Annotated in this window: 21 protein-coding genes and 6 pseudogenes; 11 read left to right on the top strand and 16 right to left on the bottom strand. The window is 65.2% G+C overall.

What is annotated here, in order from left to right; translation table 11 throughout:
* Positions 1-5: 5 nt before the first annotated feature.
* The 8 genes and pseudogenes from ACPEE0_RS05425 (at position 6) to ACPEE0_RS05390 (ending at position 7,269) form a co-directional block, all read left to right on the top strand.
* Positions 6-376, top strand: a pseudogene (locus tag ACPEE0_RS05425) (TadE/TadG family type IV pilus assembly protein).
* Positions 364-1,401: a pilus assembly protein TadG-related protein gene (locus ACPEE0_RS05420; protein ID WP_424574095.1), complete on the top strand. Its 1,038-nt coding sequence runs from the start codon at positions 364-366 to the stop codon at positions 1,399-1,401. The pseudogene ACPEE0_RS05425 and the gene ACPEE0_RS05420 overlap by 13 nt, the downstream one beginning before the upstream one ends.
* Positions 1,402-1,431: 30 nt before the next feature.
* Positions 1,432-2,187, top strand: coding sequence for a Flp pilus assembly protein CpaB (gene cpaB / locus ACPEE0_RS05415; protein ID WP_424574094.1), 756 nt, complete (start codon positions 1,432-1,434; stop codon positions 2,185-2,187).
* Positions 2,184-3,380, top strand: coding sequence for an AAA family ATPase (locus tag ACPEE0_RS05410; protein ID WP_424574093.1), 1,197 nt, complete (start codon positions 2,184-2,186; stop codon positions 3,378-3,380). The genes cpaB and ACPEE0_RS05410 overlap by 4 nt, the downstream gene beginning before the upstream one ends.
* Positions 3,380-4,881 (top strand): annotated as a pseudogene (locus tag ACPEE0_RS05405) (CpaF family protein). The gene ACPEE0_RS05410 and the pseudogene ACPEE0_RS05405 overlap by 1 nt, the downstream one beginning before the upstream one ends.
* Before the next feature lie 8 nt (positions 4,882-4,889).
* Entirely contained in the window at positions 4,890-5,822 is a 933-nt protein-coding gene (locus ACPEE0_RS05400) for a type II secretion system F family protein (protein ID WP_424574092.1), read from the top strand.
* 7 nt (positions 5,823-5,829) lie between these two features.
* Positions 5,830-6,712: pseudogene (locus ACPEE0_RS05395) on the top strand (type II secretion system F family protein).
* Between the two features lie 203 nt (positions 6,713-6,915).
* The gene (locus ACPEE0_RS05390) at positions 6,916-7,269 is read left to right on the top strand and encodes an Hpt domain-containing protein (protein ID WP_424574091.1); all 354 of its coding nucleotides are present in this window, start codon (positions 6,916-6,918) and stop codon (positions 7,267-7,269) included.
* Here the strand turns inward: ACPEE0_RS05390 and ACPEE0_RS05385 are convergent.
* Positions 7,266-8,060: a response regulator transcription factor gene (locus ACPEE0_RS05385; protein WP_424574090.1), complete on the bottom strand. Its 795-nt coding sequence runs from the start codon at positions 8,058-8,060 to the stop codon at positions 7,266-7,268. The genes ACPEE0_RS05390 and ACPEE0_RS05385 overlap by 4 nt on opposite strands.
* Positions 8,061-8,316: 256 nt before the next feature.
* On the opposite strand from ACPEE0_RS05385, the gene ACPEE0_RS05380 reads away from it, so the two are divergent.
* Positions 8,317-9,984 carry a sensor histidine kinase gene (locus ACPEE0_RS05380; RefSeq protein WP_009358716.1) on the top strand — a complete coding sequence of 556 codons (1,668 nt, stop codon included), beginning with the start codon at positions 8,317-8,319 and terminating at the stop codon, positions 9,982-9,984.
* A gap of 51 nt (positions 9,985-10,035) precedes the next feature.
* On the opposite strand, the gene ACPEE0_RS05375 is transcribed toward ACPEE0_RS05380, so the two are convergent.
* From ACPEE0_RS05375 to ACPEE0_RS05340, 8 genes and pseudogenes are all read right to left on the bottom strand, one after another.
* On the bottom strand, positions 10,036-10,926 hold the full coding sequence (locus ACPEE0_RS05375) for a tRNA pseudouridine synthase A (RefSeq protein ID WP_035753290.1): 891 nt from the start codon (positions 10,924-10,926) through the stop codon (positions 10,036-10,038).
* Positions 10,927-10,958: 32 nt separating this feature from the next.
* Entirely contained in the window at positions 10,959-11,546 is a 588-nt protein-coding gene (gene rplQ, locus ACPEE0_RS05370) for a 50S ribosomal protein L17 (RefSeq protein ID WP_035753292.1), read from the bottom strand.
* A 68-nt stretch (positions 11,547-11,614) separates the two neighbouring features.
* A complete protein-coding gene (locus ACPEE0_RS05365; protein ID WP_009358719.1) occupies positions 11,615-12,625 on the bottom strand; it encodes a DNA-directed RNA polymerase subunit alpha in 1,011 nt (336 codons plus the stop codon).
* A gap of 129 nt (positions 12,626-12,754) precedes the next feature.
* A pseudogene (gene rpsK, locus ACPEE0_RS05360) lies at positions 12,755-13,157 on the bottom strand (30S ribosomal protein S11).
* 54 nt (positions 13,158-13,211) lie between these two features.
* A pseudogene (rpsM, locus tag ACPEE0_RS05355) lies at positions 13,212-13,585 on the bottom strand (30S ribosomal protein S13).
* 182 nt (positions 13,586-13,767) lie between these two features.
* Positions 13,768-13,881: a 50S ribosomal protein L36 gene (gene rpmJ, locus ACPEE0_RS05350; protein WP_009358722.1), complete on the bottom strand. Its 114-nt coding sequence runs from the start codon at positions 13,879-13,881 to the stop codon at positions 13,768-13,770.
* Between the two features lie 68 nt (positions 13,882-13,949).
* Positions 13,950-14,171 carry a translation initiation factor IF-1 gene (gene infA, locus ACPEE0_RS05345; protein WP_009358723.1) on the bottom strand — a complete coding sequence of 74 codons (222 nt, stop codon included), beginning with the start codon at positions 14,169-14,171 and terminating at the stop codon, positions 13,950-13,952.
* A gap of 176 nt (positions 14,172-14,347) precedes the next feature.
* Positions 14,348-15,316 (bottom strand): P1 family peptidase, encoded by a 969-nt coding sequence (locus tag ACPEE0_RS05340; protein ID WP_009358724.1) that lies wholly within the window; start codon positions 15,314-15,316, stop codon positions 14,348-14,350.
* Between the two features lie 107 nt (positions 15,317-15,423).
* On the opposite strand from ACPEE0_RS05340, the gene ACPEE0_RS05335 reads away from it, so the two are divergent.
* Both ACPEE0_RS05335 and ACPEE0_RS05330 read left to right on the top strand, forming a co-directional pair.
* Positions 15,424-15,915 (top strand): DUF2975 domain-containing protein, encoded by a 492-nt coding sequence (locus ACPEE0_RS05335; protein WP_009358725.1) that lies wholly within the window; start codon positions 15,424-15,426, stop codon positions 15,913-15,915.
* Positions 15,915-16,139 carry a helix-turn-helix domain-containing protein gene (locus tag ACPEE0_RS05330; RefSeq protein ID WP_009358726.1) on the top strand — a complete coding sequence of 75 codons (225 nt, stop codon included), beginning with the start codon at positions 15,915-15,917 and terminating at the stop codon, positions 16,137-16,139. Before ACPEE0_RS05335 ends, ACPEE0_RS05330 begins: the two co-directional genes overlap by 1 nt.
* A 101-nt stretch (positions 16,140-16,240) precedes the next feature.
* Here ACPEE0_RS05330 and map read toward each other — a convergent pair whose 3' ends face one another.
* The 7 genes and pseudogenes from map to rplR form a co-directional block, all read right to left on the bottom strand.
* On the bottom strand, positions 16,241-17,068 hold the full coding sequence (gene map, locus ACPEE0_RS05325) for a type I methionyl aminopeptidase (protein ID WP_009358727.1): 828 nt from the start codon (positions 17,066-17,068) through the stop codon (positions 16,241-16,243).
* A gap of 69 nt (positions 17,069-17,137) precedes the next feature.
* Entirely contained in the window at positions 17,138-17,707 is a 570-nt protein-coding gene (locus ACPEE0_RS05320; RefSeq protein ID WP_205753905.1) for an adenylate kinase, read from the bottom strand.
* Positions 17,708-17,712: 5 nt separating this feature from the next.
* Complete coding sequence (gene secY / locus ACPEE0_RS05315; protein WP_009358729.1) at positions 17,713-19,023, bottom strand: preprotein translocase subunit SecY; 1,311 nt, start codon at positions 19,021-19,023, stop codon at positions 17,713-17,715.
* A 216-nt stretch (positions 19,024-19,239) separates the two neighbouring features.
* Complete coding sequence (gene rplO, locus ACPEE0_RS05310; protein WP_009358730.1) at positions 19,240-19,716, bottom strand: 50S ribosomal protein L15; 477 nt, start codon at positions 19,714-19,716, stop codon at positions 19,240-19,242.
* Complete coding sequence (rpmD, locus tag ACPEE0_RS05305) at positions 19,717-19,923, bottom strand: 50S ribosomal protein L30 (protein ID WP_009358731.1); 207 nt, start codon at positions 19,921-19,923, stop codon at positions 19,717-19,719.
* 2 nt (positions 19,924-19,925) lie between these two features.
* Complete coding sequence (gene rpsE / locus ACPEE0_RS05300; RefSeq protein ID WP_133345796.1) at positions 19,926-20,642, bottom strand: 30S ribosomal protein S5; 717 nt, start codon at positions 20,640-20,642, stop codon at positions 19,926-19,928.
* Positions 20,639-21,021, bottom strand: a pseudogene (gene rplR, locus ACPEE0_RS05295) (50S ribosomal protein L18). Before rplR ends, rpsE begins: the two are co-directional and overlap by 4 nt.

The following is a 21,021-nucleotide window of genomic DNA, read 5'->3' as shown; positions in this document are numbered from 1 at the left end:
AGCAGGTGGCACACGATTCGGAGCGCGGAGCAGCCGCCGTCGAATTCGCGATCCTGTTGCCCCTCCTCCTGATGCTGGTTCTGGGCACCATCGAGTTCGGCCGCGCCTACAACGCCCAGATCACGCTCACCAACGCAGCGCGCGACGGCGTCCGGGTCATGGCCATCGCCAACGATCCGGCCGGCGCCAAAACTGCAGCAATAAACGCTGCGGCCTCGGTCAGCAGCATCCCCGCTTCAGACATCAGCCTCAGCACCACGGCCTGCAGCACCGGGAACAGGTGACCCTCACCATCAAATACAACTTGTCCACCATCACCGGCATCGCCGGACCGTTTCCGATGACGGGCAAAGGAGTCATGCTGTGCGGCGGGTAAGCGGCCGGGACCACGCGGAGAAAGGCGCCGTCAGCGTCATCGTCGCCCTCCTCCTGGTGACGCTCCTCGGCTTCACGGCCATCGCCGTCGACGTCGGGGTCATCTACTCGGAACGCGCACAGCTGCAAAGCGGCGCGGACGCCTCCGCCATCGCCCTCGCACAGAAATGCGCCAGGGACGCCACGGACGCACAATGTTCGACGACGTCCACCCTCGCCGGGAGCCTCGCCAACCAGAACGCCTTGGACGGCATGAGCAAGGTCCACAGCATCCAGCTGGACAAGACCGCCCGGACGGTCAGCGTCACCACCAGCGCCAAGGAAATCGGCGGGAAAGACAACTCTGTCTCGCTCTTCTTCGCCAACGCGATCGGCATCCCCTCCAAGGAGGTGGGCGCCCGATCCTCGGCAGCGTGGGGCAGCCCCAAGGCGGGCCGCACCGCGTTCCCGCTGGCGTTCTCCATCTGCCAGGTCAAGGACAACATCGGCGGCGCGCTCCAGCTCCTCCAGGAACACGGCAAGAACGCCAACGCCGACTGCAACTACGGCCCGTCCGGCGCCGCGGTCCAGGGCGGCTTCGGCTGGCTGGTCCAGGACGCCGGCAAGTGCGGCGGCACCATCGACCTCGCCGTCAGCGAGGGCGGCAGCGACCCCGGCAACAACGCCCCGGGCAACTGCTCCACGGAGCTCAACCGCTGGGCCAGCGAAATGGCGGCCGGCAGGGACGTCATCGTCCTGCTTCCCGTGTTCGACAAGGTCACCGGAACCGGTGCAGGCGCCATCTACGGAATGGTGTCCTTCGCTGCCTTCAAGGTCACGGGATGGAAATTCAGCGGCGACAGCACCCTCCCGTACACCTTCCAGAACCGTGCCTCAACCACCACCGGCGTCACCTCCGCCACCGAATGCCGCGGTGAATGCCGCGGCATCATCGGCAAATTCGTCAAGTACGTCTCCCTCGCGGACGGCTACACGCTCGGCCCGGTGGACCAGTACGGCGCCACCATCGCGCGCCTCACCCTTTGAACACGCCCCACGAACCCACGGAGTAACACAGTGAAGTCTCGCCTGCTCGCCGGAACGGCCGCCGTCGCCCTGGCGCTCGTGGGGGCAATCCTCATCATCTTCTACGCCAACGGCGCCGACCAGCGAGCCCTGGCCTCCACAGAGCCCCGCAACGTCCTCGTGGTGAAGGAAGCCATCCCCGCCGGCACCCCGGTCAATGACATGGCCGCCAGCCTGGTCATCGAAAAGGTACCCGCCGCCGGTGTATCCGACACCGCCCTCAGCGCTCTGGACGGCAAGGCCGGCACGGTGGCCGCAGTGGACCTGGTCCCCGGCGAACAACTCCTTGCCGAGCGCCTGGTCGCGGCGGAAGACGCCAAGAAGAGCGGTGCCGTGGAAGTTCCCGCAGGGCTGCAGGAAGTCTCCTTCCAGCTGGAACCGCAACGCGTCGCAGGCGGGCGGATCAACGTGGGCGACCATGTGGGCATCGCCCTCAACTTCGAAAACGGCGCCTACAAGGCAAAAGCGGAAGACGCCAGCACCCAGCTCACGGTCCGCAAGGCTTTGGTCACCGCGGTCCAGCGCGCCCCGCAGGCCGCGGGCGCCGAAACCTCTGAAGACGGCACCAACCCGCAGGACACCACCCTTCCCGAAGGCTCACTTATGCTCACCGTCGCCGTCACCGACGTGGACGCCGCCAAGATCATCTTCACATCCATCAACGGCAGCCTCTGGCTCACCAAGGAACCCCTGGACGCCGAAGACAACGGCCCCCGGGTCGAACGCAAGGAAGTGGTGTACAAGTGAGCCGCTTCGTCCTCCTCTCCCCCAACGGCGAGTTCGACCAGAAGCTGCGCGCCGCCGTCGCCCACGGCCTGCGCGGCACCGTGCAGACCATCGCCTCGGACATCCTCCCGGCCGGCCCCGCCGAGCTGTTCTCCCTGCTCGACCAGGAGCAGCCGGAGGTCCTGATCATCGGCCCGGACGTGCCCTATGAAGAAGCACTCCGGTTCGCCAAGGTCTTCGACGTCCAGCTCCCCGGCCTCAGCCTGGTCCTGGTCAGCGACATCGAGCCGGACTTCCTCCTGCACGCCATGCGCGCCGGCATCAGGGACATCCTCAGCCCCCAGGCGGACGCGGCGGAAATCCGCGTCCTCCTGGAACGCGCCTGCCAGTCCTTCGCCACTCGGCACCGCAACCACGAGGCACCGCCCACGGAAAACGGCGGCAAGGGCCTGGTCATCGGCGTCTTCTCCCCCAAGGGCGGGGTCGGCAAGACCACCCTCGCCACCAACATCGCCATCGGCCTGGGCCAGATCGCGCCCATGAGCGTGGTGATCGTGGACCTGGACCTGCAGTTCGGCGACGTCGCCTCCGGCCTGTACCTGACCCCGGAGCACACCGTCACTGACGCCGTCACCCCGGCGGCCGCGCAGGACCCCCTGGTCCTCAAGGCCTTCCTCACCGTGCACCCGGCAGGCATCTATGCGCTCTGCGCCCCGCCGAACCCGGTGGACGCGGACCACATCACGCCCGAGCAGGTCACCCGCCTTCTTGAGCAGCTGGCGCAGGAGTTCCAGTACGTGGTCATCGATACCGCGCCCGGCATGCCGGAAATCGGCCTCGCCGCCATGGAACAGTGCACCGACGTGGTGTGGGTCAGCGCGATGGACGTCCCCAGCCTCCGCGGCCTGCGCTCCGGCCTGGAAGTCCTCCGCCAGCTGGACATCATGCCCGAGTCCCGGCACGTGGTCCTGAACATGGCCGACGCCAAGGCCGGCCTCAACGTCCAGGACGTCGAGTCCACCATCGGCGCGCCCGTGGATGTTAGCGTCCCCCGGTCCCGCGCCGTGGCCCTGTCCACCAACCGGGGCATCCCCGTCCTCCAGGAATCCAGGAAAGACCCCGCCGTGAAGAGCCTCCGCCAGCTGGTAGAGCGGTTCAACCCGGCGTGGCGTACCCAGACACAGCGGAAGCTTCACCGAAGGGTGGTCATCTGATGAAACTCTCCGAACGGATCAGCGCGGCCCAGGACCGCGGCCAGGCATCCGGCGCGGCCACCGCCGTGCTGGAGCGTCCCGTCTCCGCCGCCCCGGACACTTTTCCGGGCACGACGGCGGAAGGGCACCTTCCCGCGCGCCCCGCCGTCGTGGTGCCAGCGCCCGACGCCGGCACCCAGCAGGTGCCCACGGCACCCAAGGTGGATGTCTTCGCCGCCATGAAGCTGCGTGCGGCCAACGCCCTTTTCGAACGGATGGGCGCCCGGTTCAACGACGCAGCGGTCACCGAGCAGGAACTCCGGAGCACCGCCAAGGAGGAACTCTCCCGCATCATCGACGCCGAGCAGGTTCCGCTCACGTCCGAGGAACGCACCCGCCTGGTCCGCGACGTTGCCGACGACGTCCTGGGCTACGGCCCCCTCCAGCGCCTTCTCGACGATCCGGACGTCAGTGAAATCATGGTCAACCGGATGGACCAGATCTATGTGGAACGCAAAGGCAAACTGACGCTGTCCGAGTCCCGGTTCAGCTCCGAGGAGCACCTGCGCAAGGTCATCGAGCGGATCGTGTCCAAGGTAGGCCGCCGCATCGACGAGTCGTCCCCCTGGTGGACGCCCGGCTCGAGGACGGCTCCCGCGTGAACGCCGTCATCCCGCCGCTGGCGGTGGGCGGATCCTCGCTCACCATCCGTAAGTTCAGCAAGACGCCCCTGACCGTCCGCAACCTGATCGACTTCGGCACCCTGACCCCGGAGATGGCCGAACTGCTCAATGCCTGCGTCAAGGCAAAGCTGAACATCATCGTCTCCGGCGGCACGGGCACCGGTAAGACCACCCTCCTCAACGTCCTCTCGTCCTTCCTTCCGGCGGACGAACGGATCGTCACCATCGAGGACGCCGTGGAACTCCAGATCCAGCAGGAACACGTGGTCCGGCTCGAAAGCCGCCCGCCCAACACCGAAGGCAAGGGTGAGGTGACCATCCGCGAACTGCTGCGGAACTCGCTGCGTATGCGCCCGGACCGGATCGTGGTGGGTGAGGTCCGCGGCGGCGAATCGCTGGACATGCTGCAGGCAATGAACACCGGCCACGACGGCTCGCTGTCCACCGTGCACTCCAACTCCCCGCGCGACGCCGTGGCCAGGCTCGAAACCCTGGTGCTCATGGCCGGGATGGACCTGCCGCTGCGGGCCATCCGGGAACAGATCGCCTCCGCCGTCAACCTCATTGTGCAGATTTCCCGCCTCCGGGACGGGTCCCGGCGCATTACGCACGTCACCGAAGTGCAGGGTATGGAAGGGGACATCGTCACGCTCCAGGACGCCTTCGTCTTCGACTACTCCGCCGGAGTGGACGCGCAGGGACGGTTCCTGGGCAAGCCCGTGGCCACGGGAATCCGGCCCCGCTTCATCGACCGGTTCGAGGACCTGGGCATCCATGTGTCCCCGTCGGTCTTTGCATCACCCCTGAACCCCGCCGGCACCACCACTCCCGGACGATAGGCGCCACCGTGATCCTCGCAACCGGAGCCGTCATCCTGCTCACCGCCGTCTGCCTGCTGGGCGTGGCCGTGATCCTGCCCGGCGCCCCCTCGGTGCCGCTGGACCGCCGTCGTCCGTTCGACGCCGACCCGCCGTCCTCCCTGGCACGCTTCTCGCTGACGGCCGTCCGGTCCTTCGAACGGCTCCTGGCCGGGCGGAACCTCGCCCTGTTCTCCCGCCCCCAGCTTGAGAACGCCGGGCTCCGCCTCAGCCAGGCGGAATTCTTCCTCCTGGTGGGGATCGGCGCCTGCATCGGCATGCTGGTGGGAACTGTCACCGTGGGCCCGCTGGTGGGGCTCCTCCTTGCCCTGCTGGCACCCATGATCGGCAAGCTCGTCCTCGGGTTCCTGGCCGGAAAGCGCCGGGCGGCCTTCGACGGCCAGCTCGGGGACACCCTGCAGCTCCTCTCCGGAGGACTCCGTGCCGGGCACAGCATCCTGCGCGCCATCGACGCGGCCGCGGCCGAGTCGCAGAAGCCGACCTCGGAGGAGATGCGGCGGGTGATCACCGAAACCAGCCTGGGCCGCGACCTGCTGGCCGCGCTCAATGACACGGCCGACCGGATGAAGAACGAGGATTTCGTCTGGATTTCGCAGGCCATCCAGATCAACCGGGAAGTGGGCGGCAACCTCGCCGACGTCCTGGACCAGGTCAACGAAACCATCCGCGAGCGCGCGGAGATCAAGGGCCACATCAAGGCACTGGCGGCGGAAGGCAAGTTCTCCGCCTACATCCTGATCGCCATGCCGTTCGGCATCGTGGCCATGCTGCTCACCGTGAGTCCCACCTACATGGACTCAATGTTCACCCACCCACTGGGCTGGGCCATGATCGGCGCGTCCTTTGTCCTCATGACCATCGGCGCGCTGTGGATGCGCAAGATCATCAACCTGAAGTTCTGAGGACCCCGTGAACGTCATCATCCTCCTCTCCGTCCTGCTGGTCTGTGTCCCGCTGGCGGTCCTCGCCTGGTCCGCCCTGACAGTCGACAAGCAGGGCCGGCTGGCCGTCGGCGAACTCCTCGGCCGCGGCGCCCCGCCCGTCGCCGCGGCGCCGGAAACGAGGCCCGGGCTGCTCGAAGGCATCGGCCGCCGCCTCACTCCCCCCGCCTACGTGGCGTTCCTTGACCGGCTACTGTCCCTGGCCGGCCGCCCGGTCTCCATGCCGCTGGGCAAGGTGCTGGGTCCAAACTCGCCATCGGCCTGGCAGGCATCGCCGTCGGCATCTACCTGACCGCCATCGGCAGTACTCCGCTCATGAAGCTGTCAGGCCTTTTCGTCCTGTTCCTGGGCTACTTCATTCCTGACCTGCTGCTGTACAGCAAGGGGCAGGAGCGGCAGAAGGTCATCCAGCTGGAGCTCGCCAACACCCTGGACCAGATGCTGATCTCCGTGGAGGCCGGCCTCGGGTTCGAGGGCGCCATGGCCCGGGCCGGGAGAACGGGAAGGGGCCGCTGGCGGAGGAGCTGGTCCGCACGCTGCAGGACATGCAGGTGGGCCGCAGCCGCCGCGAGTCCTACATCGCCCTGGCGGAACGGACCAACATCCCGGAGCTGCGGAGCTTTGTCCAGGCCGTGGTCCAGGCGGACACCTACGGGATCGCCATCAGCCGGGTCCTGCGGGTCCAGGCCAAGGTGATGCGCGTGAAGCGCCGGCAACGGGCAGAGGAAAAAGCCATGAAACTTCCGGTGATGATCCTCTTTCCGCTGCTGTTCTTCATTTTCCCCGTCCTCTTCATTGCCATCCTGGGCCCTGCCGTGGTTAATACCGTGATGACGTTCAGCGGCCAATGACAGCCGCAAGGGCCGCTGAAGAGTCGGTCAAGGTTTACACAGATTCGCCCAAAATAGGCCAACGAAAGAATTCCAGGAAGTAGCCTTGAACAATGCACAGTCCAGATTCCGGCTCCAGCAGCGAGGGCCTTTCTGCCGGCCCCTTGCCGGCCGGGATCACAGCGCCCAGCCTTTCCGCGCCCTCACAGGAAGCGGCCGGGCTCTTGCCGCTCATTGACGCCGCCGTCCTGGACGAACTGGAAGACGAACTGGCCGGAACCGGGCTGGCCAAACGCTTCGCACGCGACTATGCGGCCATGTGGGACCAGCGCTATTCGCGCCTCGCCGCAGCGGTCCACAGCCAGGACAGCGAGTCGGCACTGGATGCAGCCATCAGCCTGAAGATCAGCTCCGCCATGGTGGGCGGCGTTCGCCTTGCCAAACTGGCGGAGCTGCTGGAAACACTGATCCGCCTGGGTGACTCTGGCCAGGGCAAGGTCCTGATGGAGCGCGTAGCCATGGACGGCGGCCTGACCATCACCGAGCTCCAGTCCACCTACATCCTGGGAACGGACTAGGTCTTTCCCACGGGCCTTGCCGGTGCCAGCCGGTAGCCCACGCCACGCACGGTCTGCAGCCAGCGCGGCTGCAGCTGGTCCTCCTTGAGCTTGCGCCGCAGGTTGCCGATGTGGACTTCGACGGCCCGCTCGTCCGCCTCGCTGATGTACGTGTCCTCGTCGTAGAAGTCGCCACGGACCGCCTTCACCAGGTCCGCCCTGGTACACACCGCGCCGCCGCCCTTCAGCAGCACATGGAGAAGGTCGAACTCGCTGCGGGTCAGCGCCAGAGGCGCACCGTTTACCTCCACGGTCCTGGTCCGGTGGTTCAGGACCAGGCCGTTGTGCTGCAGGACGGCCACGTCATGGGTCCGGGTTGCAGCGGCAGCGGGCGCGGACGCCCACGCGGTGGGCGCGGGCTTTTGGGCGTTGATTTCGTGCCGCGGCCGCCGCATCATGGCGGCAACACGCGCCCGCAATTCCCTGGGGCGGAAGGGTTTGGCGATGTAGTCGTCCGCCCCCGCGTTCAGCGCGGAGAGCAGGTCCGGCTCCTCGGTCCTGCCCGTCAGCATTACCACATAGGCGTTGCTGAAATGGCGGATCCTCCGGAGGACCTCAAACCCGTCAATATCGGGCAGGCCGATGTCCAGCGTCACCACGTTGGCCTGCTTGCTGCGGACCACCTCAACCCCGGCCCGCCCGTCACATGCTGTATGGACTTCGAAGCCGGCCTGGCTCAGGACCCCTTCCAGGAGGTTCCGAACGTCGGCATCGTCTTCGATGACCACAGCTACACCAAGATCGTCGTCCATTGCTATCCCCATGCCAGGCGGATACGACCCCCCATCGGCCCAGCGCCAATGCCATACCCGCTCCAACCATTTATACGCTACAAGTAAGCCAGGCTGATTACATCTGTTTCGACTTTCATTGTGAAAAGTCAATTATCATGACAGAACATGTGCATTATCGGCTGGGAAAGGATGTGCATGACGGTGACCTGCAGGAATTCGGCACCACAAGGGAACTTTGCCTGGATTATCGGGGCGGGAGGGCTCAAAGGCTTTCATGGCTGAACCCCTGTTCCGGCGCGGTCCGCTGCGCCTTTTCCGGGAATTGGGAACCCGCTCACAAGTCGCACTGTGCCAGTTGCCGCTGACACTGGTGGTGGCTGCGCTTGCCGTGGCCACGCCGCTCGCCTGGCCCACTTTGCTGCAAAATCCGTTCTACATGTCCGGCATCGTCCTGCATGCCTTCCTGTTCGCAGCCTGCCTCCTGGTTCCCTGGGAGCGCCTGCCGCACCGGCCCTACCTGCTGATCCCCGTCCTGGACTTCCTGGCCATCGGACTGCTGCGCAACGGCGCCGCGCCGCTCCTTCCGGGCCTCGCCGTGCTGGTGGTCTTCCCGGTGATCTGGCTCTCCGCCTCAGGGATGCTGGTGCGGAGCAGCTGGTTGCTCAGCTTCGCCGGTACCCTGCTGATCATGCTGCCCGGTGCAGTGGGACGATTCCCCAACCTCACTGCCTCGGACGTGACCACCGTGTTCCTCTTTCCGCTGATGATGCTGGCCGTCTCGCTGGCTATCCGGTTCGCGAGCATGAACCTCCGGCTGCAGCAGCGCGAACTGGCAGAGAAGGACCGCGAACTCCGGCAACTGCTGCACGAAAGCCGGGAACGGGAGAAGCTGCTGGAGACTGTGCTCGAGGCCACCGACGTCGGCATTGCCGCCGTCGACCGTTCCGGGCGCTTCCTCGTTTCGAACGACCGGCAGCGGAACTTCCGCCGGGCAACGGGGGCCGACGACGCCGCCCCCGGGCAGGGGCACCAGCTGATCTTCGGGCCAGACAGGCGGACCCTGCTCCCGCCCGAAAGGCGGCCGGTCAGCCGCGCAATGGCCGGTGAATCCTTCGCGGATTACCTGGTGTGGGCCGGAGATGGACCGGAACAGCGGGCGATGTCCACTGCTGCCCGCCCGCTGGTGGCCGAGGACGGCACCCTCACCGGCGCCGTGGTGGTCTACAGCGACGTCACCGGCTGGGTGGAAGCCCTGGCAGCCCACCAAGAGCTGATCTCCAACGTCTCGCACGAGTTCAAGACGCCCCTGAACTCCATCATCGGCAACGTGGACTTGGTGCTGGACGACGTGACCGGCCTGCCGCCGCAGGTGGAACGGCGGCTCACCGTGGTGCAGCGCAATGCGGAGCGGATGCTGGCCCTCGTCTCAGACCTCACCGCCTCCGCGTCCACGGCCCTGAACGTGCACCCGAAGCGCACCGATCTGGCAAGCCTCGTGGAAACCAGCGTGGGCTCCGCGCAGGCCCAGGCAGAGCAGGCACACATCAAGCTCACGGCGGACGTTCCGTCGCCGCTCTGGGCCTATGCTGACCCCATCCGGATCGGCCAGGCGCTGGACAACCTCGTTTCCAACGCCATCAAGTACTCCCCCGACGGCGGCCGCGTCCTGATCAGCGCCAGCGCCGGCAGCGACTGGGTTCAGCTGAGCGTCAGCGATACGGGGATGGGCATGAGCAACGACGACGCCGGCCAGGTCTTCCGGCGCTTCTTCCGCACCGACGCGGCACGCGAGGCTGCCATCCCCGGCGCCGGGCTGGGGCTGTCCATCACCAAGATGATCGTGGAACGCCACGGCGGCAGCATCACCTGCGTCAGCGGCCAGGGCCAAGGGAGCACCTTCACGCTCACCCTGCCCGCGGACGGACCCCCGCCGTCGTTCTAGGGTTTCCACAGGCTCAACCACCGGTGGTTGAGCCTGTCGAAACCAAGTGCCTTACTCCCGCAGCGCCCGGGTGAGCTCGGCGCGTGCCAGCAGTTCGCCGTCGGACGGGTAGGCCACTTCCTCCAGGACCAGGGGGTGCGGCGCGGCCAGCACGGATTTGGCGTCCCGTTTCTTGGCGAGCAGCCGCTCATAAAGCCAGCCGGGTTCCACCACGCCTTCGCCCACATACAGCGCCGACCCCACCAGGGCACGGACCATGTTGTGGCAGAACGCGTCGGCCTGGACGGTGGCAACGATGACGCCGTTCTCACCGCGTGCGAACTCGAACCGCTGCAGGTCGCGGATGGTGGTGGCGCCTTCCCGCGGCTTGCAGAAGGCCAGGAAGTTCTGCAGCCCCAGCAGCTGGGCGGCGCCCTCGTTCAGCAGGCCGACGTCCAGCGGGTTCTTGTGCCAGAGCGTGGAGTACCGGCCCAGCGGGTCCCAGAGCGCGGGGCCGTCCGCAATACGGTAGCTGTAGCGCCGCCAAAGGGCGGAGAAGCGGGCGTCGAACCCTTCCGGCGCGGGAGCCGCGCGGTGCACCTCCACGGCGCCGTGCAGGTCGCCCAGCACGCGGTTCAGCGCCCCGCGGATCCGCCGCATCATGGCGACGGCGGGATCCAGTTCGTGGCCGCGGGCAAGTCCCAGCCACTCGGCTTCGGAAAGGTCCAGGTGGACCACCTGCCCGCGGGCGTGCACCCCTGCGTCGGTCCGGCCGGCCACGGTCACCCGGACGGGACGCCGGATCAGCAGCTCCAGGGCCTCCTCGAGGACGCCCTGGACCGTGCGCAGGCCCGGCTGCACGGCCCACCCGTTGAACGGGCCGCCGTCGTATGAAAGATCAAGCCGGATACGCAAAAACCCGCCGCCCCCTAAAGCGGGGGCCGCGGGTTTTTGGTCGTTCATAGACCCAAGTCTATGCGAAGCCGGTCAGCGAATTACTTCGCGTCCTTCTCCTCGGCAGCGGGGGCCTCAGCCTCTTCTGCAGGAGCTTCCTCAGCGGCCGGAGCCTCTTCGGTTGCAGCTTCTTCAGCGGCGGGAGCCTCGGTGGTCTCCTCAGCTTCGGGAGCTTCCTCGGCAGCCGGAGCAGCAGCGGCGGCTTCCTTCTTGTCAGCGTCGCGCTTGGCAGCGTTCGTTGCCTCGGCAACGACGGCCTGCTTGGCGGAAACCGGCTCAAGAACCAGCTCGATGACAGCCATGGGAGCGTTGTCGCCCTTGCGGTTGCCGATCTTGGTGATGCGGGTGTAGCCGCCGTCGCGGTTCTCCACTGCCTGGGCAATGTCGGTGAACAGCTCGTGGACAACGCCCTTGTTGCTGATCAGGCCCAGGACGCGGCGGCGGGAAGCCAGGTCGCCACGCTTGGCGAAGGTCACCAGGCGCTCTGCGTACGGCTTCAGGCGCTTGGCCTTGGTCACCGTGGTGGTGATCCGCTTGTGCTCGAACAGGGAAGATGCCAGGTTCGCGAGCATGAGGCGCTCGTGAGCCGGGCCGCCTCCGAGGCGCGGACCCTTAGTGGGGGTAGGCATAATTGTTTCTCCTCATGTGGAAGCCGTGGGCGGCACCCCGTGGTGCTGCCCGACGGCCAAGGTCTGGTTTAGAGTTCGTCGTCGCCGAAGGCGGCGTCGTCCTCTTCGATTGCTGCGGCGCGTGCTGCGAGGTCAAAACCGGGAGGCGAGTCCTTGAGGGACAGGCCCAGTTCAACCAGCTTTGCCTTGACCTCGTCGATGGACTTGGCACCGAAGTTGCGGATGTCCATCAGGTCGGCCTCGGAGCGGGCAACGAGTTCACCCACGGTGTGGATGCCCTCACGCTTGAGGCAGTTGTAGGAACGGACGGTGAGGTCCAGATCCTCGATCGGCAGTGCCATGTCGGCTGCCAGGGCAGCGTCGGTGGGCGACGGGCCGATCTCGATACCTTCAGCTGCGGTGTTCAGCTCACGGGCCAGACCGAACAGTTCCACCAGGGTGGTGCCTGCGGAAGCAACGGCATCGCGCGGGGCGATGGCCTGCTTGGTCTCGACGTCGACAATCAGCTTGTCGAAGTCGGTGCGCTGCTCAACACGGGTTGCTTCCACGCGGAAAGTAACCTTCAGCACCGGCGAGTAGATGGAGTCGACCGGGATACGGCCGATCTCTGCGTCGCCGGACTTGTTCTGAGCTGCCGAAACGTAGCCGCGGCCGCGCTCGATGGTCAGTTCGAGCTCGAACTTGCCCTTCGAGTTCAGCGTGGCGATGTGCAGATCCGGGTTGTGGAATTCGACGCCGGCCGGCGGAGCGATGTCCGCGGCGGTGACGACTCCGGGACCCTGCTTGCGCAGGTAAGCCACAACAGGCTCGTCGTGCTCGGAGGAAACCGACAGGTTCTTGATGTTCAGGATGATCTCGGTGACATCTTCCTTGACACCCGGAACCGTGGTGAACTCATGCAGCACGCCATCGATCCGGATGCTGGTTACGGCAGCACCGGGGATGGAGGAGAGCAGGGTACGGCGGAGGGAGTTTCCGAGGGTGTAGCCGAAGCCCGGTTCCAGCGGTTCGATGACGAACCGGGAACGGTTTTCGGAGACTACCTCTTCGGAGAGGGTGGGGCGCTGTGCAATGAGCACTTAGGTTTCCTTTCGGCGAGCATCCGCTATATGACGCAACACAGGTGGTGGAAATTCGGTCTGAGACTTAACGCGCTGGGCTTGCCCGGACCATTGCTGGTCCGGGCAAGCTCCTGCTGCGGAAAAGAATTAGACGCGGCGGCGCTTCGGGGGGCGGCAGCCGTTGTGGGCTGCGGGGGTGACGTCCTGGATGGAGCCGACCTCGAGGCCTGCGGCCTGCAGCGAACGGATTGCGGTTTCGCGTCCGGAACCCGGTCCCTTGACGAAAACGTCTACCTTGCGCATGCCGTGCTCCTGCGCACGCTTTGCAGCGGCTTCGGCAGCCATCTGGGCAGCGAACGGGGTGGACTTACGCGAGCCCTTGAAGCCGACCTCACCAGAGGAAGCCCAGGAAATAACAGCGCCGGTCGGATCCGTGATGGAAACGATGGTGTTGTTAAAGGTTGCTCTTGATGTGCGCCTGGCCCAGCGCGATATTCTTCTTGTCCTTCTTACGCGGCTTGCGTACCGCGCCACGAGTCTTCGGGGGCATTTTTTCTCCTACAGAAAGTTATTGGGGAAAGCTCCGTTAATCCCGGCCGGGACTTTAACGGGCCTTCTTCTTGCCGGCGACGGTACGCTTCGGCCCTTGCGGGTACGTGCGTTGGTCTTCGTACGCTGACCGCGTACGGGCAGGCCCTTGCGGTGGCGCAGGCCTTCGTAGCTGCCGATTTCAACCTTGCGGCGGATGTCGGCTGCTACTTCGCGGCGAAGGTCACCCTCAACCTTGTAGTTGCCTTCAATGTAGTCACGCAGTTCAACCAGCTGGGCGTCGGTGAGGTCCTTAACGCGGACGTCAGCGCTGATGCCAGTGGCAGCCAGGGTTTCGTGTGCACGGGTCTTGCCCACGCCGTAGATGTAAGTAAGCGCAATTTCCAGCCGCTTTTCGCGGGGAATGTCTACGCCAGCGAGACGAGCCATAGTGGCAGTACTCCTTGAATAAACCGGAGGTCGTAGGCAGTACACCCGCACTTCTGTACGGCCCCAGCCTCCGACCGGGGGTTAGCTGTCCGGACTCTGTCGAGCTCAATGTTCCAGATCAGCTTGTGCTGCCTTTATTTACTTGCGTGGGTTAGCAACCCAGGGTTTCCCAGGAAAGGGAATTAGCCCTGGCGCTGCTTGTGGCGCGGGTTCTCGCAGATCACCATGACCCGGCCATTACGGCGGATCACTTTGCACTTTTCGCAGATCTGCTTGACGCTCGGCTTGACCTTCATGGCATTCCTTTGCGTGTAACAGTGGTCAACTGGAGCAGCAGCAGTTCATACTGACGCCGCCCAGCAATTTACTTGTAGCGGTAGACGATACGACCACGGGTGAGGTCGTACGGGCTCAGCTCCACCACTACGCGATCCTCGGGGAGGATCCGGATGTAGTGCTGACGCATCTTTCCAGAGATGTGTGCCAGGACGATGTGCTTGTTGGTGAGCTCAACGCGAAACATCGCGTTAGGCAGCGCCTCGGTCACAACGCCTTCGATCTCAATGACCCCGTCCTTCTTGGCCATACCCTCCGCTAACTGTTGTTGCCGCAGCCCTGCCGGATTGCACCAGGCATTGCCACGAACGTTTTTGTTGGATCAGTTGCCTGCCCCAGGCCCAAAAGGGCGCGGCAGTCCAGACAACCAACAAACAACACTACGCCATCGGGCCAAGAAAGTTAAATCCAGCCATGCTAGCGCATCTACCCGCCGTACGCACCATAGTCACCGGCCGGAGTGCTGACCGGCTCCGCGCTGGCAACACCGTCCAGGATCGCCAGGCGTACGACGTCGGCTGCCGCACTCTGCAGGGTTACCAGGCTGATTTGCCGGGCGGTTTCATCGCTCCGGTCCAGCGCCACACCGCCAGTGGCGAGGCAGAAGACGGTATCCCCGTCCGCGAGGGTGTGGCTGGGGTTCAGCGCCCGGGCGATCCCGGCATGCGATGCGGCGGCGGTCCGCTTGCATTCGGCCACATCGAGCACGGCATTGGTGGCCACCACAACGAGGGTGGTGTTCAACCCCTGGTGATTGAGCTTGCCGAAATCCCGGCCGCGGGTTTCGACAGGCTCAACCACCGCCTCCTCAACCACCGAATGCTCCACCAGCGGCAGGCCCAGGGCGTTGACCACAGCGAGGGCGCCAACCACCACCCCGCCTTCCAACGTTGCGGAGGCGGTGCCCACCCCGCCCTTGAACGTCCTGCCGATGAGTGCTCCCGTGCCGGCACCCACGTTGCCGCGTTCGACGTCGTGCCCTTCCATTTCAGCGGCCGCGGCAACCGCTGCCGCGTAGCCCATCTCGGGCGTCGGGCGGGCGGAAAAGTCGCCGCCCCTGCCAAGGTCGAAAATCGCGGCGGCCGGAACGATGGGCACCACTCCCCCCGGCACGGCGAACCCGCGGCCGTTTTCCTCGCACCAGCGCTGCACGCCGGCAGCGGAGGCGAGGCCGTAGGCGCTTCCGCCGGTGAGGACCACAGCGTCCACCTGGCTGACGAGGCTGGTGGGGTCCAGCGCATCCGTCTCATGGGTTGCAGGTCCGCCACCCTGGACGTCCACTGAACCCACCGTGCCGGGCGGCGGCAGGACCACGGTCACGCCAGTCAACCAGCCGGCCCCGATTTTGTGGACCTGCCCCACCCGGACACCCGGCACATCAGTCAGAGAACCCATGCGCCCATTCTGCCCCCGCATGGGTCATCGGCGGCGTAACTGAGATGCGTTTACTTAACCTATTGAATATCGATAGAATCATGTTGTTGTTCGATAAAGGAGAGTTCATGGGAAAGCTGGCAGTCCTCGCGCTGCGCATCGTCATCGCGCTGGTTTTGGCTGGTTCACTGTTCGTCCAGGTATGGATGGTGCCCCTGGTGTCCATCGACCTCCAGGAAGCCGCGGCCCCGGACGGGCTGCGGATCGCGTTCCTGGCCATCGTGGTCCTGGGCATCGTCTGCGTTCAGGTCACGGCGGTGTGCGTCTGGCAGCTGCTGACCATGGTGCGGCGGGGAACCGTGTTCTCCCACGGGGCCTTCCGCTACGTGGACATCATCTTCTGGGCCATCGCCGCGGCGGCAGTCCTCGTTTTTGGAATCGCCGTGCTGCTGGCCCCTGGGGACGTCGCGCCGGGCATCGTGCTGCTGATCTGCGGCGCCGCCCTGATGATCGGCGGCGTGGCCCTGATCGTGCTGGTGCTCCGGACCCTCCTGGCCCAGGCAGTGGCGCGTGATGCGGAGGCCAAGCACCTGCGCGATGAACTCGACGAGGTGATCTGATGGCCATCATCGTGGACATCGACGTTCTGCTGGCGAAGCGCAAAATGCCAGTGGGGGTGCTGGCAGAAAAAGTGGGCATCACGCCGGCCAACCTGGCGGTGCTCAAGAACGGACGCGCCAAGGCCGTTCGCTTCACAACGCTTGAGGCGCTGTGCGAGGTGCTCGAGTGCCAGCCCGGCGACCTGCTCCGGTGGGAACCGGACGGCGCTGGGACTGGTGGTTGAGCCTGTCGAAACCCCGCTTCGATTTCGACAGGCTCAATCAACGTCGGTGGTTGAGCCTGTCGAAACCCCGCTTCGATTTCGACAGGCTCAATCAACGGGTCCTAGGGGATCGGCACAGGGGTGACGCCGAGGGGGACAAGGTCCTCCGCGCCGCCGTCGGGCGCTGACAGGACCCAGATGCCCTTCTCGTGCACCGCAACGGAATGCTCCCACTGGCAGGAACGCTTGCCGTCGGTGGTGACCACCGTCCAGTCGTCCTCCAGCACGGCGGTTTCAATGCCGCCGCGGACCAGCATCGGCTCGATGGCAAGGCACAGGCCCGGCTTGATCCTAGGGCCGCGGTGGGTGGTGCGGTAGTTCAGGACGTCCGGCGCCATGTGCATCTCGGAGCCGATGCCGTGCCCCACGTAGTCCTCCAGGATGCCCAGCGGCTTGCCGGGAACCGACGAGACGTAGTCGTCGATGGCGGCGCCGATATCACCCACGTGCGTCCCGGTGGCCAGGGCCGCGATCCCCCGCCACATGGCGGCGCGGGTGACGTCGGAGAGCCGCTGGTCCTCCGGGTCGGCGGTCCCCACGATGACGGTCCGGGCCGAATCGGAGTGCCAGCCGTCCACGATGGCACCGCCGTCGATGGAGATGATGTCGCCGTCCTGCAGCACGCGGCTGCCCGGGATGCCGTGGACCACTTCCTCGTTCACGGAAGTGCAGACGGTGGCGGGGAAGCCGTGGTAGCCGAGGAAGTTGGACTTGGCGCCGGCCTCGTTGAGCACGGCAGCGAAGACATCGTCGAGGTGCTTGGTGGTGACGCCCGGGACGGCGGCGGCAACGGCTGCGTCCAGGGCGCGGCTCAGGACCAGTCCTGCCTCGTGCATGGTGCGCATCTGGGCGTTGTTCTTGAGTTCGATGCGGGGCTGGCGGAAGCCCATGGTGTGTCCTTTCAAATGGCTGAGGCTCCTCCCCTGTTCCGGGAGGAGCCTCAGAAAACGGTGCCTGGATCAGGCTGCCTGTGCCGCCTTGATGGCCTGCATCACGCGGTCGGTCACGTCATCGATGGGGCCGATGCCGTCAACCTGGGTGAGGATGCCGCGCTCGGCGTACTTGGCCACGACCGCTTCGGTCTGCTCGTGGTAGAGGTCAAGGCGGTGGCGGATGACGGCTTCGTTGTCGTCGCTCCGGCCAGTTTCCTTGGCCCGGCCCAGCAGGCGGTGCACCAGTTCCTCATCGTCGGCAGTGAGCTGCAGGACGACGTCGAGCTTCTCGTCGCCCTTGGCGAGGATCTCGTCGAGGTAGTCCACCTGCGCAGTGGTGCGCGGGTAGCCATCCAGCAGGAAGCCGCTTTCGACGTCGGCCTCGCTGAGGCGGTCACGGACCATCTTGTTGGTCACGCTGTCCGGAACGAAGTCCCCGTTGTCCATGTACTTCTTGGCCTCGATGCCAAGGGGCGTTTCGCCCTTTACATTGGCGCGGAAGATGTCGCCGGTGGAGATCGCCACAACGCCGAGGCGCTCTGAAATCCGCTCCGCCTGCGTTCCTTTTCCGGAACCGGGAGGTCCAATAATCAGCATTCTCGTCATCGCAAAAGCCCTTCGTAGTGACGTTGTTGTAGCTGCGCATCAATTTGCTTTACGGTCTCCAGGCCAACGCCCACCATGATCAGGATCGAGGTGCCACCGAACGGGAAGTTCTGGTTCGCGTTGATCAGTACCAGTGCCACCAGCGGAATCAGTGCCACGAAGCCCAAGTACAGGGCGCCGGGGAGCGTGATCCGGGAAAGCACGTACTGCAGGTAATCAGCGGTCGGCTTGCCGGCGCGGATACCTGGAATGAAGCCGCCGTACTTCTTCATGTTGTCGGACACTTCTTCAGGGTTGAAGGTGATCGCGACATAGAAGTAGGTAAAGAAGACGATCATGGCGAAGTACAGAACCATATAGATCGGCTGGTCGCCGCGGACCAGGTTGTTGTTGATCCATTCGACCCACGGCTGGAGCTGCTCGCCCTGCTGCGGCTGGTTGAACTGTGCAATCAGGCCGGGCAGGTAGAGCATGGAGGAAGCGAAGATGACCGGGATAACACCGGCCATGTTCACCTTGATGGGAATGTAGGTGCTGGTGCCGCCCACGGTGCGGCGTCCGATCATCCGCTTGGCGTACTGCACCGGGACCCGGCGCTGTGACTGCTCCACGAAGACCACCAGCGCCACGGTCAGCAGGCCCACGGCCAGGACGGTGAAGAACGTGGCCGGTCCCTGCGAGGTCCAGATGGCACCCAGGGAGGTGGGGAACGTCGCTGCGATCGAGGTGAAGATGAGCAGGGACATGCCGTTGCCCACACCCTTCTCGGTGACGAGCTCGCCCATCCACATGATCAGGCCCGTACCGGCGGTCAGGGTGATGATGATCAGGATGGTGGTGATGATGCTGTCATCGGGGATGATGGGCAGCGCACAACCGGGAAGCAGCTGGCCCGACCGGGCCAGGGACACCAGGGTGGTGGCGTTGAGCAGGCCCAGGGCGATGGTGAGGTACCGCGTGTACTGGGTCAGCTTGGACTGGCCCGACGCGCCCTCTTCGTACAGCTGCTGGAAGCGGGGAATGACCACCCGGAGCAGCTGGACGATGATGCTGGCCGTGATGTACGGCATGATGCCCAGGGCGAAGATGGACACCTGGAGCAACGCGCCGCCGCTGAACAGGTTGACGAGCTGGTACAGCCCGCCGGCCGTCTGACCGTTCTGCAAACATTGCTGGACATTCTGGTAGTCCACACCAGGCGAGGGAATGAAAGCACCCAAGCGGAAGATGGTGATGATTCCCAGCGTGAACAACAACTTGCGTCGCAGATCAGGCGTGCGAAAGGCCCGGCCAAATGCGCTAAGCAAGCGTCCTCCTGTGGTGTTTATAAGAGTGGTGTGATGGGGCCCAATAAATCCCAACAACCGAGTCTAACGGTTGGATGCGCCATGCGAACAATCCGCGGAAGCGCTGCTGCGCCGGATGGCGGGAAAAATACGGCGTGCGGATGTGAAAAACTCCCGATGACCGGGGCGTTGGCCCCGGTCATCGGGAGTTGAACAACGGGCTGTCGCCCACCGGCTCTAGAGAGCGGTGGTGCTTCCGCCTGCTGCTGCGATCTTTTCAGCGGCGCTGGCCGAGAATGCGTGGGCGGTGACGTCAACCTTGACGGTGATGTCGCCGGTGCCCAGCACCTTGACGGGCTGGTTCTTGCGAACGGCACCCTTTTCGACCAGGTTCTCCACGGTGACGGTGCCACCTTCGGGGAACAGCTCGTTGAGCTTGTCCAGGTTCACAACCTGGAACTCAACCCGGAACGGGTTCTTGAAGCCGCGCAGCTTGGGCAGGCGCATGTGCAGCGGCAGCTGGCCGCCGGCAAAGCCAGCCTTCACCTGGTAGCGGGCTGCCGTACCCTTGGTACCGCGACCGGCGGTCTTACCCTTGGATGCCTCACCACGACCAACACGGGTCTTGGCGGTCTTTGCACCCGGGGCGGGACGCAGGTGGTGAACCTTCAGGGCGTTCTGCTTTTCAGCCTGAGCCTTTTCGTTCTCTGCCATTTACTTCGCCTCCTCTACCTTTACCAGGTGCGGAACCGTGTTGAGCATCCCGACGGTCACGGCATCGGCGGTGCGGACAACGGTGTGTCCGATCCGCTTCAGGCCGAGGGACCGCAGGGTGTCGCGCTGGTTCTGCTTGCCGCCAATGGCGGACTTGATCTGAGTGATTTCCAACTGTGCGTCGGAGGGGACCAGGTTCTTAGCCATGACTAAACACCTGCCTTCGGAGCCAGGAGGGCCTTCACCAGTGCCTGCGGAGCGATCTCGTCCAGCGGCAGGCCGCGGCGTGCTGCCACGGATGCCGGCTCTTCGAGGCGCTTCAGGGCATCAACGGTCGCGTGGACGATGTTGATGGCGTTGGAGGAACCGAGCGACTTGGAGAGGATGTCGTGGATGCCCACGCACTCCAGTACTGCACGGACCGGACCACCGGCGATAACACCGGTACCGGCGGAAGCCGGACGCAGCATTACGACGCCGGCAGCGGCTTCACCCTGAACGCGGTGCGGGATGGTGTTGCCAACGCGGGGAACGCGGAAGAAGGACTTCTTGGCCTCTTCAACGCCCTTGGCGATAGCAGCGGGAACTTCCTTGGCCTTGCCGTAGCCCACGCCGACCATGCCGTTACCGTCACCAACGACGACCAGTGCGGTGAAGCTGAAGCGACGACCACCCTTGACCACCTTGGAAACGCGGTTGATGGTGACAACGCGCTCTACGAACTGGTTCTTTTCGGCTTCACGGCCACCGTCGCGGCCGCCACGGCCACCGCGGTCGCCGCGGCCCTGGCCGCGGTCGCCACGCTCGCCACGACGGGCGCCACCACGGCGGTCGTCGGCAGCGGGGGCAGTGGTCTCAGCAGCTGCGGCTTCGGGAGCCTTCTGATCTGCAGACACAGTGTCCTTTTCCTTGTTTGCTTCGGTCACAGTGACAGCCCACCTTCGCGTGCACCGTCAGCGACGGCGGCAATCCGGCCGTGGTACTGTTACCACCGCGGTCGAAGACAACTGCCTCGACACCGGCAGCCTTGGCACGCTCGGCAACGAGCTCGCCAACGCGCTTGGCCTTGGCGGTCTTGTCACCGTCGAATGCACGGAGGTCGGCTTCCAGAGTGGACGCGCTTGCTACGGTCTGGCCAATGCTGTCATCGACAACCTGGACAAATACGTGGCGGGCGGACCGGTTAACCACCAGGCGGGGGCGAACGGCCGTTCCTGCAATGCGCTTGCGGATACGAAGCTGGCGGCGGCTGCGGGCAGCAGCCTTGCTCTTGTTCGTGCGCTTCTTGTTAATGGCGATGGCCAT

Source organism: Arthrobacter sp. SD76, from assembly GCF_049726125.1.
In the GTDB taxonomy this organism is placed as follows: domain Bacteria; phylum Actinomycetota; class Actinomycetes; order Actinomycetales; family Micrococcaceae; genus Arthrobacter; species Arthrobacter nitrophenolicus.
This window is presented reverse-complemented; position numbering and strand designations above follow the sequence as displayed.

Excerpts from the sequence above, each read along its gene's own strand:
- ACPEE0_RS05320 (WP_205753905.1), bottom strand. The coding sequence starts at position 17,707 with ATGCTGATTATTGGACCTCCCGGTTCCGGAAAAGGAACGCAGGCGGAG.
- ACPEE0_RS05335 (WP_009358725.1), top strand. The coding sequence starts at position 15,424 with ATGGGAAAGCTGGCAGTCCTCGCGCTGCGCATCGTCATCGCGCTGGTT.
- rpmD (WP_009358731.1), bottom strand. The coding sequence starts at position 19,923 with ATGGCTAAGAACCTGGTCCCCTCCGACGCACAGTTGGAAATCACTCAG.
- rpmJ (WP_009358722.1), bottom strand. The coding sequence starts at position 13,881 with ATGAAGGTCAAGCCGAGCGTCAAGCAGATCTGCGAAAAGTGCAAAGTG.
- ACPEE0_RS05385 (WP_424574090.1), bottom strand. The coding sequence starts at position 8,060 with ATGGACGACGATCTTGGTGTAGCTGTGGTCATCGAAGACGATGCCGAC.
- infA (WP_009358723.1), bottom strand. The coding sequence starts at position 14,171 with ATGGCCAAGAAGGACGGGGTCATTGAGATCGAAGGCGTTGTGACCGAG.
- ACPEE0_RS05340 (WP_009358724.1), bottom strand. The coding sequence starts at position 15,316 with ATGGGTTCTCTGACTGATGTGCCGGGTGTCCGGGTGGGGCAGGTCCAC.
- ACPEE0_RS05380 (WP_009358716.1), top strand. The coding sequence starts at position 8,317 with ATGGCTGAACCCCTGTTCCGGCGCGGTCCGCTGCGCCTTTTCCGGGAA.
- rplQ (WP_035753292.1), bottom strand. The coding sequence starts at position 11,546 with ATGCCTACCCCCACTAAGGGTCCGCGCCTCGGAGGCGGCCCGGCTCAC.
- ACPEE0_RS05330 (WP_009358726.1), top strand. The coding sequence starts at position 15,915 with ATGGCCATCATCGTGGACATCGACGTTCTGCTGGCGAAGCGCAAAATG.
- ACPEE0_RS05375 (WP_035753290.1), bottom strand. The coding sequence starts at position 10,926 with ATGAACGACCAAAAACCCGCGGCCCCCGCTTTAGGGGGCGGCGGGTTT.
- map (WP_009358727.1), bottom strand. The coding sequence starts at position 17,068 with ATGGGCTTCCGCCAGCCCCGCATCGAACTCAAGAACAACGCCCAGATG.
- rplO (WP_009358730.1), bottom strand. The coding sequence starts at position 19,716 with ATGGCAGAGAACGAAAAGGCTCAGGCTGAAAAGCAGAACGCCCTGAAG.